Source organism: Pseudomonas marvdashtae, assembly GCF_014268655.2.
Lineage (GTDB): Bacteria > Pseudomonadota > Gammaproteobacteria > Pseudomonadales > Pseudomonadaceae > Aquipseudomonas > Aquipseudomonas marvdashtae.
On the sequence record NZ_JABWQX020000001.1, the window covers coordinates 1,120,534 to 1,132,342 of the forward strand.

Annotated in this window: 9 protein-coding genes; 4 read left to right on the forward strand and 5 right to left on the reverse strand. The window is 61.2% G+C overall.

The features are described 5' to 3' along the window. Positions 1–73 precede the first annotated feature (73 nt). The 5 genes from HU742_RS05170 to HU742_RS05190 are packed head-to-tail and all read right to left on the reverse strand — an operon-like array spanning position 74 to position 8,455. The gene (locus HU742_RS05170) at positions 74–1,480 is read right to left on the reverse strand and encodes an ATP-binding protein (protein ID WP_186640943.1); all 1,407 of its coding nucleotides are present in this window, start codon (positions 1,478–1,480) and stop codon (positions 74–76) included. Beyond that, positions 1,477–3,279: a DAHL domain-containing sensor histidine kinase gene (locus tag HU742_RS05175; RefSeq protein ID WP_186643584.1), complete on the reverse strand. Its 1,803-nt coding sequence runs from the start codon at positions 3,277–3,279 to the stop codon at positions 1,477–1,479. The genes HU742_RS05170 and HU742_RS05175 overlap by 4 nt, the downstream gene beginning before the upstream one ends. Beyond that, on the reverse strand, positions 3,276–4,250 hold the full coding sequence (locus tag HU742_RS05180; protein ID WP_186640947.1) for a cytochrome-c peroxidase: 975 nt from the start codon (positions 4,248–4,250) through the stop codon (positions 3,276–3,278). Before HU742_RS05180 ends, HU742_RS05175 begins: the two co-directional genes overlap by 4 nt. 42 nt (positions 4,251–4,292) lie before the next feature. Further along, positions 4,293–6,167 (reverse strand): GGDEF and EAL domain-containing protein, encoded by a 1,875-nt coding sequence (locus HU742_RS05185; RefSeq protein ID WP_186643585.1) that lies wholly within the window; start codon positions 6,165–6,167, stop codon positions 4,293–4,295. After that, positions 6,164–8,455, reverse strand: a complete 2,292-nt coding sequence (locus HU742_RS05190; protein ID WP_186640951.1) for a GGDEF/EAL domain-containing response regulator — start codon at positions 8,453–8,455, stop codon at positions 6,164–6,166. Before HU742_RS05190 ends, HU742_RS05185 begins: the two co-directional genes overlap by 4 nt. 227 nt (positions 8,456–8,682) lie before the next feature. Here HU742_RS05190 and nosR point away from each other — a divergent pair, with 227 nt between their 5' ends. From nosR to HU742_RS05210, 4 genes are all read left to right on the forward strand, one after another. After that, on the forward strand, positions 8,683–10,050 hold the full coding sequence (gene nosR, locus HU742_RS05195; RefSeq protein ID WP_186643586.1) for a response regulator c-di-GMP phosphodiesterase, NosR family: 1,368 nt from the start codon (positions 8,683–8,685) through the stop codon (positions 10,048–10,050). A gap of 106 nt (positions 10,051–10,156) precedes the next feature. Beyond that, a complete protein-coding gene (locus HU742_RS05200; RefSeq protein ID WP_186643587.1) occupies positions 10,157–10,573 on the forward strand; it encodes an NUDIX hydrolase in 417 nt (138 codons plus the stop codon). A gap of 17 nt (positions 10,574–10,590) precedes the next feature. Next, positions 10,591–11,229, forward strand: coding sequence for a LysE family translocator (locus tag HU742_RS05205; protein WP_186640957.1), 639 nt, complete (start codon positions 10,591–10,593; stop codon positions 11,227–11,229). Further along, the gene (locus tag HU742_RS05210; protein ID WP_186640959.1) at positions 11,226–11,723 is read left to right on the forward strand and encodes a GNAT family N-acetyltransferase; all 498 of its coding nucleotides are present in this window, start codon (positions 11,226–11,228) and stop codon (positions 11,721–11,723) included. Before HU742_RS05205 ends, HU742_RS05210 begins: the two co-directional genes overlap by 4 nt. Positions 11,724–11,809 lie beyond the last annotated feature (86 nt).

Genomic DNA, 11,809 nt, shown 5'->3' on the forward strand with positions numbered 1-11,809 from the left:
TCCGAACTAAAAAACGCACCGTAAATCCCCTCGCCACAAGAGCGCGTTCGCTGCGGTTATGAGGGGTAGCCGCTCACCCCGCCAATTTCATCTGCCGCACCGGCAGTTCCACCCGGAACGTCGTCCCGACGCCGACTTCGCTGCTCACGGTAATTTCGCCGTTGTGTTTCTTCACGATGCCGTAGGACAGCGATAACCCCAGCCCCGTGCCTTTACCGATGGGTTTGGTGGTGAAGAACGGGTCGAAGATTTTCTTCAGGGTTTCCGGCGGGATGCCCGAGCCGTTGTCGGCGACTTCGATCCAGACGGTGTCGCCTTCGACGCCGTTGCGCAGGGTGATGGTGCCGCGTTCCGGGCCGATGGCTTGGGCGGCGTTGACGATCAGGTTCATGATCACCTGGTTGATCTGCGACGGCAGGCATTCTACTTCTGGCAACGGGCTGTATTGCTTGACCACGTCGGCTTTGTACTTGATCTCGTTGGCGACGATGTTCAAGGTCGAATCCATGCCCTGCTGCAAGTTCGCCATCTGCCATTCCTGGCTGGAGTCGACGCGAGAGAAGTCCTTGAGGTCCTTGACGATTTGCCCGACGCGGGCGATGCCGTCCTTGGATTCCTTGATCAGCACCGGAATGTCCTCCACCAGGAAGTCGAGTTCCACCTGTTCGCGCAGGCGCTTGAGTTCCGTCAGCAACTGCGGCGAGGCGATGGCTTGTTCGGCACTGCCGTAGGCCTGGAGCATTTCTTCGAGCTTGCTGAAGTACCCGCCGAGGGCGCCGAGATTGGAGGAAATGAAACCGATCGGGTTGTTGATTTCATGGGCGACGCCGGCGGCCAGTTGGCCCAGCGAGGCCAGTTTCTCCGACTGCACCAATTGGCTTTCGAGCATCTTGCGTTCGTCGATTTCCATTTGCAGCAGCTCGCTGGCCTGCTTGAACGCCAGGGTGCGTTGCTCCACCAGGTCTTCGAGCTTGTTCATTTTCAACCGGGCGCGGGAGGTCATTTCCCATTTGGTGGTCAGGGTGTTCGCCATCTGCTGGACTTCGATATTGTCGAAGGGCTTTTTCAAGATCAGCAGGCGGTCGTGGCCATTCAGGCGATCGAGCAGTTCATCCCAGGAATAATCCGAATACGCGGTGCAGACCACCACTTGCAACTGTGGGTCGACTTTCCAGAGTTCTTCGATGGTCTTGGCGCCGTCCCAACCTTCGGGCATGCGCATGTCGACAAACGCCAGGGCATAAGGAAGCTCCTTGGCCAACGCTTGCTGCAATTTGGCCAAGCCCTCCTGGCCGCCGTAGGCCGAGTCGAGCTCGAATACCGTGGCGGTGGGTTTCGGGGCTTCGCCGAAGAGCGCGCTTTCCATGTCCTGCAGGTCGCTGTCGTTCTCGTTCTCCGGAGTCAGGATCTTGCGAAAATCGTCATGGATGGCGGGCGTATCGTCGATCAGGAGGATGCGCCGGTTGCTGATGCTGTTCATGGCTCACCTTCCGCGAGTTTCAAGGGCAATTGCAGGACGAACGTTGCCCCGGTTCCTGGCCCCTCACTGTGTGCGGTGAGGTGGCCGTTCATTTCTATCGCTGCCAGTGCGCAACTGTGCAAGCCGAACCCGTGGCCCTCCTTACGGGTGGTAAAGCCGTGGGCGAAGATGCGCGTCATGTTGTCCGCCGGGATCCCTTCGCCTTCGTCCTTGACGCTGATCTGCAACATATCGCCGTCCACGACGGCGGCCTTGAGCGTCATGTTTCGCGCATGGTTGGAAACGCCGGCCATGGCGTATTTGGCGTTGCTGATCAGGTTGATCAGGATCAGCAGCAAGCGGTGCTTGTCGCCCATGATCCGCGGCACCTCGCCGTATTCCTTGAGCACCGTCACATGGTGGCGGGTCAGGGCGCCGGAGTTCATGCGTAGCGCGTCCTCGAGCAACTCGCTGACCACCAGCGGTTCCATCAGGCTGTTGGCGCCGGCGTAGGATTGCTGGGTGGAAACGATGTCCTTGATGTGGTCCACGCTCTTGCTCAGTTGGGCCAGTTCATCGGTCATGCCTTGCTGTTCCACCGCGATGGCCTCCACCAATTGATTGAGGTAGCCGGGCAGCAGCTTGCCTTTTTCATCTTCGGTGAGGAAATGCCCCAGGTCGTGGTGGTGTTCGTTGATCAGGTTCATCGCCTTGCCCAGGCCCAGGGCCTTGCTGCTGCGCAGTTTGCGGCTGACGAGGTCGGCGGATATGTTGACGCTGTTGAGCACGTTGCCGACGTTGTGCAACACGTTGGTGGCGATCTCCGCCATGCCGGCCTGGCGGGCCGTGTCCATCAGTTCGCTCTGGGTGTCCTTGAGTTGACGGGTGCGTTCTTCGACGCGTTGTTCAAGTTCGTCGTTGGCGGTTTGCAGGGCGTTGTTGACCCGCTTGATCTCGGCGAAGCTGCGAATCAACCGGATCGCCAGCCAGATCAGGATCAGCACCAAAAGCGTGGCGAACACCAGCAGGTAAACGTGGTTGCGCTCGTATCTGGCGGCGGCTTTTTCCTGGTCTTTCTCGAGCAGGCGGGTGATGGTATCCAGCTGATCGGCCACGGGGATGGCGCCGATTCCGAGCAGGAGTTCGTTGACCTTTGGCTGTTCGCGCAGGATCACCCCAATGTGTCTGCGCAGCACTTCGATGGAGTTGAGCAGCCCCTCGGGCAGGCGCTCTTTGTTGACGTCCAGCTGATTCAAGCCCAGCAATACCTCGGCGGCTATCTCGGGGGAACCGAGCTGGGCGAACTCCATGCTGCTGAGCAACAGGTCGTAGGTGTCGATGGCAACGTTCTGCAACTCCAGCCTGTAGGTGTCGGGCAGCCGAGCGAATTGGCCCTGGATGTCGTCCTCGCCAGTGGGCAGGAAGGCCAAGGAATTACGCAGCACTGCGTTATGGGATTTGAACTGTTCCACCAGGCGGGTTTTTTCCTTCACCGCCTTGAGGTATTCGTTGCGCTTGGCCTCCCAGAGTGACGGCCCGTGGCGGCCCGGCTCCGACTCGATGGCATCCAGGCGCTGCCACAGGCGGGCCATCTCCTGCAGCGGCGAGACCAGCGGATCGTAATTGTGGCTCAGGGCAATCCGCGCCTTGAGCACCTCGTTGTCCCAGATGGCGTCCTGCTGCTTGAGCAGGCGGATCAGGTCCCGGGACTCGATGTACGAGGCGGCCTGCTGGGCCCCTGAATTGATGTACATGAACAGCAGGACCGAAGCCAGCAACAGGCCGATGAACGCAAGACCGAGACGACGGAGAATGGTCATAGGGGTTTGCCCTCCGATTCGCCGGTCAGTGTCTTGAGGAATTCGACGATCAGGGTCGTATCGTTCTTGAGGGGCTCACGACCCAGTTGATACTTGAACATGACCTCTACCGCGCGCTCCAGGGTCGGCGCCGACCCATCATGGAAATACGGGGCGGTGACGGCCACGTTGCGCAGGCTGGGCACTTTGAAAACCTGCCGGTCCGCTTCATCGCCGGTGACGTTGAAGCGTCCTTCGTCGGCTCGGGTGGGGTTGCCCCGGTCATTGATGTAGTCGCCCATGATCCCGAGTTTCTGGAACATGTTGCCGCCAATGTTCACGCCTTGATGGCAGGTGATGCAGCCGTACTCCTTGAAGCGCTGGTAGCCGAATTTTTCCCGGGGCGTGAGGATGTCGGTGTCGCCCAGCAGGTATTGATCGAAACGCGAGTTGGGCGTCTGCAAGGTGCGCTCGTAGGCCGCCAGTGCGCCCTGGACATTGGGTTTGGTCACGCCATCGGGATAGGCGGCCTTGAAATCCTTGGCATAGCCGGGGTCATCGGCGATGCGCTTGACCACCGACTCCCAGGTGCTGCCCATTTCCACCGGGCTGGTCACGACCAGATGGACCTGTTCTTCCAGCGTATCGGCGCGCCCGTCCCAGAATTGGTGGAAGTTCAGGCTGGCGTTGAACACGGTGGGCGTATTGACCTCGACCGGTTTGCCATCCAAGCCCAGGGACAACGGCTTGTCGTCGGCGCCGCCCTTGTCCAGGCGATGGCAGCTGGCGCAGGACAGCGTGTTGTTGGCGGAAAGCCGCGGGTCGTTGAACAGGCGTTGGCCCAGTTGGACCCGTTTGGGGTCCAGTGCTGGTACGGGAGGCAGCGGCTTGAGCGGTTCGTCCAATGGCTCGGCGTGAGCAGTCACACTCCATCCCACCGGCATCCATCCCACCAGCAGGCCGAAAGCCAGAATCAATCCGTGTGACGCCATGGAGTGCTTTCCTTTGAAACTCTGGTTGATGAACCCGGATGCTCATGAAAGCGGGTTCGGGCGTTGTTCCCATTCGGCCATCCATTGGCTGAAGGCTTGCGGCTCCACGGCCTTGCTGAAGTAATAACCTTGGGCTTCCTCGCACTGGTGGCGCTTGAGGAATTCCAATTGCTCGCGGGTTTCCACGCCCTCGGCAATGATGTGCAAGTTCAAGCTCCGGCCCAGGTTGATGATGGTGCTCACCAGCTTGGCGTCGTTGCTGTCGATACTCAGGTCGCCGACGAATGACTGATCGATCTTCAACACATCCACCGGAAATTTCTGCAGGTAGCTCAGGCTCGAATAGCCGGTGCCGAAATCATCGATGGCCAGTCGTATTCCCAGCTGTTTGATGGCCTTGAGCGTGGCGACGGTCGTATCGATGTTCTGCATGAGCACGCTTTCGGTGATCTCCAGTTCTAACTGTGTCGGGTCCAGGCCGGTTTCCTTGAGGGTGCGTGCGATGCCATCGACAAAACCGCGCTGGCGAAAGTCAATCGCCGAGACGTTGACCGACAAATACAGCGGCCGCATGCCCTCGGCTTGCCAGCGACAAGCCTGCTGGCAGGCTTCCTGGAGCACCCACTGGCTGAGCGGCACGATCAGCCCGCTGTCCTCGGCCACCGGGATGAAATCCGACGGGAAGACGAGGCCCTGGTCGGGACGGTTCCAGCGCACCAGGGCCTCGGCACCGACCACCCTGCCGTTCGTCAGGTCGAGCTTGGGTTGGTAGTGCAGCACGAATTCCTTGCGTTGCAGGGCCAGGCGCAGGCCGGATTCGATGGTCTGTTGCTGGCGGGCCCGGCGGTTCATGTCTTCAGTAAAAAAGCGGTAATCGTTGGGGCCGTTTTCCTTGACGTTGCGCATGGCCGTCTCGGCTTTCTTGATCAGCGCCACGGCATCGAAACCATCGGCCGGGTACACGCTGATGCCCAGGCTCGCCGTCACCGTCAGGTCGTGGCCGTCGATCGGGTGCGGGGCGTTGATCGCCGCCAGCAGTTTTTCCGCCACGCCCTTGATCAGTTGCGGGTCGGCGATGTCCCCGAGGATCACTACGAATTCGTCAGAGCCGTAGCGAAACACCGAGTCGGATTCGCGCACCACCATCGCCAGCGTCCGCGCCACGCGCTTGAGCATTTCATCGCCGACCGGATGGCCCAGGGCATTGTTGATGCGCTTGAAGCGGTCCAGGCCGATGAACATCACCGCCAGCTGCCGATCGTGCCGACGACATTGGGCCAGGGCCTGGGTCAGGCGATCACCGAGCAACATGCTGTTGGGCAGCTCGGTGAGCACGTCGTATTGCAACAGGTGCGAGACTTTCAGCAGTTCCTGGACGCGCTCTTCAATGGTGCGCTCCAGGCTGCGCATCTTCCGTGCCGCGTCCTGCGCCAGTTGCCATTTCCAGGTCATGGCACTGGCCATCTGGCGAATTTCCAGGGTGTCGAACGGTTTCTTGAGGATCAGCAACTGGTCGTCGAACTCGATGCGTTCGGACATGGTTTCCCAGGAATAATCCGAGTAGGCAGTGCACAGGGCGATCTGCAGGCGCGGGTCGGCTTTCCACAATTGTTCGATGGTTTGCAGGCCGTCCCAGCCCGGCGGCATGCGCATGTCGGCGAACACCAGCGCGTAAGGCTGCCCCTCGGCCTGGGCGCGCTTGACCAATTCCAGGGCTTCTTCACCCTGATAGGCCGAGTCGATCTGAAATTGCAGCCGATTGACCTGGGGCGTGCCGAACAGCAGGCTTTCGGTGTCGTCCAGCGAGTCGTCATTGCCGGCGCTGGGGCTGAGGATCTTGCGAAAGTCCTGGTGAATGGCGGGCGTGTCGTCCACCACCAGGATCCGCCGGTTGGCAGGTACCGACATGGGGTTCATGGATTGCTCTCCGATAGCTCGCTTGCCGGCCGGGTCCAATGATCCGTCACCGGGACGATGGTGCCGGCCTTGAGCAAGGCGGCGGCCTGGTCGCTGTCGACCACGGTGCTGAAGTAATGCCCCTGGGCCTGCATCGAGCCGCCGCTGGACATCAGGGTGGTGCGTTGTTCCTGGGTCTCGACGCCTTCGGCAATGATGCCGATGCCCACGTCCCGGGCGAAGTTGATGATGGCCCGCAGGGTCGTGGCGTTCTCCGGGTCGTCATTGGCGCTGTCGAGAAACCGCTGGGCGAGCTTGAGGTGGTTGACCCGGTAGGTCTTGAGGTAATCGAAGGACGAATACTCGGTGCCGAAATCATCAATGGCGACCTGCACGCCGAGTTCGCACAGGCGTGGCAGCACGTCATTGTGGGTCCATTTGGTCTGGGCCAGGGTCGCTTCGGTGACGTCGAAGCGCAGGTCCCACGGCGCCAGCTCCCAGCGGGCGGTGGTGCGCAGCACGTCATAGATCAGTTCCGGGCCGGTCTTGAGCTGGGTCAGCGACAGGTCAATGGCAATCACCGGTGGCGCCACGCCCTGGTCGCGCCACTGGCGCATTTGCTGGCAGGCCTGTTCCAGCACCCAATGGCCGAGGCCGATGATGATCCCGGTCTTCTCCGCCGCCGGCATGAACGCCGCCGGTTCCAGCCAGCCCTGTCGGGGGTGGTTCCAGCGCACCTGCACGCCCATGCCGAGGATTTTTCCAGTGCCGAGGTCGACTTCCGGCAGGTAATGCAGTTTCAGTTCGTTGTGCTCGATGGCGTGGCGCAGGTCGTTGGCCAGGGCGACCCGGTCGGTCACTTCCTGATTAATTTCCTCGTTGTGGAAATGATACTGGTTGCGCCCCTTTTCCTTGGAGCGGTAAAGGGCCATGTCGGATTGGGCCATCAAGCTGTCGGCGCTTTGGCTTTGCGGGGTATACAAGCTGATGCCGATGCTCACGGAAATGCGCACGTCATTGCCGTCCAGCGAATAGGGCGCCACCAGCGCGTCGCGGATCTTGGCCGCCAGCGCGGCGCAGTGGGTCGCTTCGTGGACGTCCAGTTGCAGGATGGCGAATTCGTCGCCGCCCAGGCGGGCCACCACGTCGTTTTCCCGGGTACACGCCTTGATCCGTGCGGCGACTTCCTGCAACAGCAAGTCGCCGATGGGGTGCCCCAGCGTGTCGTTGATGCGCTTGAAGTGATCCAGGTCCAGGTAGAACATCGCGAACGGCGCCGCCCCCCGGCGCGCACCGGCGAAGGCCTGGTGCAGGCGCTCGATCATGGTGGCGCGGTTGGCGAGCCCGGTCAGGCCGTCGGTGCGCGCCAGCAAGGCGATTTTTTCCTCGGCCAGCCGGCGTTCGGTGATGTCGAGGATGATGCCTTCGACTTCCAGCAGCAGGCCTTGCTCGTTGCGCACCGGAATGTAGCGGTTCTCCACCCAGCGGAACGCGCCGTCGCCGGTGCGCATGCGAAACTCGATGGACGCCCCCGCCGTGTCACGGTCCAGGACGCGGACCATGGCTTCCTGGACCTTGCTCTGGTCGTCGGTATGGATCAAGGTCTGCGCCCAATCGGGTGAGCTGATCAGCTGCGCCGCGACATGGCCGAACTTGGTGATGTTGTGGGAGATGTACATCAACGGGAACGGTGGTTCGCCGCGCAGGCGATAGAGAATGGTCGGGCTGTTCTGCACGATGATATTGGCGTCGGCCAGCTCCCGGGTACGCTCCTCCACGGCCCGTTCGAGCATGTCCATTTTCAACGCGGCGTCTTCGGTCATCTGCCATTTGACGGTCAACGTACTGGCCATCTGGCGGATCTCGATCGCATCAAAGGGTTTTTTCAGGATCAGCAGGCGGTCGCCCAGTTCCAGGCGATCGGCGATGTCCTCCCAGGAATAATCCGAGTAAGCGGTGCATAGGGCCACTTGCAGCTTGGGGTCGACGCGCCACAGCCGCTCGATGGTTTCAAGGCCGTCCCAACCCGGCGGCATGCGCATGTCGATGAAAGCCATGGCGAAGGGCTGGCCCTGGGCCAAGGCCGTTTCCACTTTATTCAAGGCTTCCATGCCCTGGAAGGCCGAATCGAGCTCGAAATTCTGAACGGAAACGGCCACGGGGGCGCCGAACAGCGCTTCTTCGGCGCTGCTCAGGCTGTCTTCCGGGGCCGCTTGAGGGCTGAGGATCTTGCGAAAATCTTCATGGATCGTCGGCGTGTCATCGACGATCAGGATCCGCCGATTGGATCTGTCCATCGGCAGGCTCATGGCCGTGCACCGTCATGATGCTGACTGTAGAACCGTGGGAACATCTGATATCCCTTTCGCTGGCATGAGGATTCGGCCTGTACTTGGCCCTTCATGGGGTACAGCATAGTCGGCTCATCGGAAGCGTGCGGTGGGGTGGTGGCAAAATATGTCTAAATGTCGGTGATCTACTAGCCTGTCTCTCAGGGGTAAGGTAGAACGGTGGTCGTCAATAGGAGGGGGTGCCAATGGAAGATCAAGCGTCAAACGTTCCGGTCACGAAGCCGACGGTGTTGCTGGTCGATGATGAAGAGTCGATTCTCAACAGCCTGCGCCGGCTGTTGCGCAGCCAGCCGTATGAAATCCTGCTGGCCGACAGCGGTGCCAAGGCGCTGGAAATCCTCAAGGAGCGGCCGGTCGACCTGGTCATGACCGACGCGCGCATGCCCAACATGGACGGCGCCACGCTGCTGGCTGAAATCCGCAGGCTGTATCCGTCGACCTTGCGCATCCTGCTGACCGGCTACGCCGACGTCGACATGATGACCAAGGCGATCAACGAGGGGCAGCTTTATCGCTACCTCAGCAAGCCCTGGAATGATGAAGAGCTGGTGCAGGCCCTGCGTCAGGCCCTCGCTCACCAACATTCGGAAAGCGAGCGCCAGCGCCTCGAAGCGCTGAACCGCGAGCAGAACCAGCAACTCAAGACCCTCAACGCCACCCTGGAAAAACGCGTGGTGTCGCGCACCTCCGAATTGCAACAGACCGCCGACATGCTTGACCTGGCCTACGACGAGCTCAAGCGCAGCTATGTGACCAGCACCGAAGTGTTTTCGTTGATCGCCAACCTGCGCCTGCCTAAAGCCAAGCAGACCAACCGGCAGATCATCGAGCTGATCCGGGTCTACAGCCGGCTCAACTTTCTCGACGAGTCCACCGACCGCGACCTGACCATGGCCGCCGCGCTCTACAACATCGGCAAGCTGAGCTGGACCGACAACATGATGGTCACACCGGCCGACATGTTGCACCACACTGAACTCGATCTTTACCGCGCCTATCCGAAGCAGAGCGAATCGCTGCTGATGACCCTGGACCCGATGAAGGACGCGGCGCGCATCATCCTTCATCACCAGGAGCGCTGGGACGGCAGCGGTTTCCCCGATCACCTCAAGGGCGAGGCCATTCCGTTCGGCTCGCGGCTGCTGAAATTGGCGGTGGATTTCATCGAGCTGCAGCGCGGGTTGATCCTGGAGCGGCAGATGAACAGCGACGAAGCGCTGGTCTACATCCGCAAGTACGCCGGCAAGCTGTACGACCCGGACATGGTCGAGGCCTTCATCAAGGCCTGTGCCGAGTACCTGGAAGACGTGACCTTGTCCGACCCGACGGTGAAGGTCGCGACCACCCGCGAGCTGGCGGCCGGCATGATCCTGGCCCGCAACCTCAATGCCGACAACGGCATGCTGTTGCTCAACGCCGGCAAAGTCTTGAGCGGGCCGCTGATCGAGAAACTCATCGCCTTCGAAGCGATGGAAGGGGCGCGCTACAGCGTGTTCGTCAAGATCCCGGAAGAGGAGGCGGACCCTACGGCGCCGAAGCCGATCCTGGGTTGAGACGCCTCTAGTGGAAGGCGTTGGCTGCAGATGCGACGACAGGCTTTGCGCCTGCCGCCGCGATCTGTAATCTGCCCCGGCATTTCCTGCCCGAGATTATTGAAACATGACCACTTCCCTCATCCGCATCGCCGCCGCCCTGCTCATCGGCCCGGACGGTCGGACCCTATTGGTGCGTAAGCGCGGCACCCTGGCTTTCATGCAGCCCGGCGGCAAGATCGAGCCGCATGAACAACCGCTGCAGGCGCTGGCTCGCGAACTGGAAGAAGAGCTTGGGCTCGCGATCGACCCGGTACAGGCCCGTCACTTGGGGCAGTTCAGCGCCCCGGCCGCCAACGAGCCGGGATTTACCGTGCTGGCCGAGGTGTTTTTGCTGAGCATCGACGCCCCGGTTGTCCCCGCCGCCGAGATTGAAGAAGTCCGCTGGATCGATCCGCTTGGCGCCATTGATCTGTTGCTGGCGCCATTGACAGGCGAGATGATCCTGCCGTTTTATCGAAGGCACTGCCTCGCAACCTGCTGATTCAAGGACTGACGCCCATGATTCCTTTTCCGGACCTGCTGATTTTCGCCGCTGCTGCGTTGCTGATGGTGCTCACGCCCGGCCCGAACATGATCTACCTGATTTCCCGTTCGATCTGCCAGGGACGCAAGGCTGGTGTCACGTCGTTGTTGGGCGTGGTGGCGGGCTTCTTCGTGCACATGTTCGCGGCGGCGGCGGGGCTGACGGCGGTGTTCCTGGCGGTGCCGATGGCTTATGAGGTGCTGAAATGGGCAGGTGCGCTTTACTTGTTGTGGCTGGCTTGGCAAGCCGTGAAGCCGGGCGCGCGTTCGCCGTTCCAGGCCCAGCAGTTGCCAGCGGATTCAACCCGCAAGCTGATCACCATGGGCTTTCTGACCAGCGCCCTGAATCCGAAGATCGCGGTGTTCTATCTCTCGGTGTTCCCGCAGTTCATCAGCCCGGAACACGGCTCGCTGTTCACCCAGAGCATCATCCTCGGGCTGACCCAGATCAGCGTCAGTTTCAGCGTCAACCTGCTGATCGCCCTGTTCGCCGCCGGCATTGCCTCATGGTTCGTCCACAACCCGACGTGGCTGGCGGCGCAGCGCTATTTCATGGGATTCGTGCTCGGCGCGCTGGCGTTGCGGCTGATGCTTGAGCAACGGCGTTCGGCGTGAATATTCGGCGGTTGAAGGCGGGGGATGCCCAGGCGTATCGCGAGCTGATGCTCGAGGCGTACGAGTTGCATCCGCAGGCCTTCACCTCCAGCACCAGTGAGCGTGCTGCGCTGCCCATCAACTGGTGGGAATCGCGCCTGACCAGCCGGCTCGACGTGATTCTCGGCGCGTACGTGGCGAACGCGCTGGTCGGTATCGTCGGCTTGTCCCTGGAGCCTCGGTTGAAGGCGCGGCACAAGGCAACGCTGTTCGGCATGTACGTTGCCGAGGGCCATCGCCACGCAGGGCTTGGCGAACAACTGGTGCAGTCAGCCCTCGACGAAGCCCGTCGCCATGCTTTTCTAAGGTTGGTGCAACTGACCGTCACCGCCGGCAACGCCCCAGCGATCAAACTCTACCAGCGCTGCGGTTTCGTGCTGTACGGGCTCGAACCGATGGCGATCCGGGTGGACGACGAGTACTTCGACAAGATCCATATGTGGCTGGAGCTGTAACTTGCCCCAGATATGGGTTGCCGAGCTTTGAGAGCCTGGAATTGTCGAGCTTTTGTGGCGAGGGAGCTTGCTCCCGCTGGGCTGCG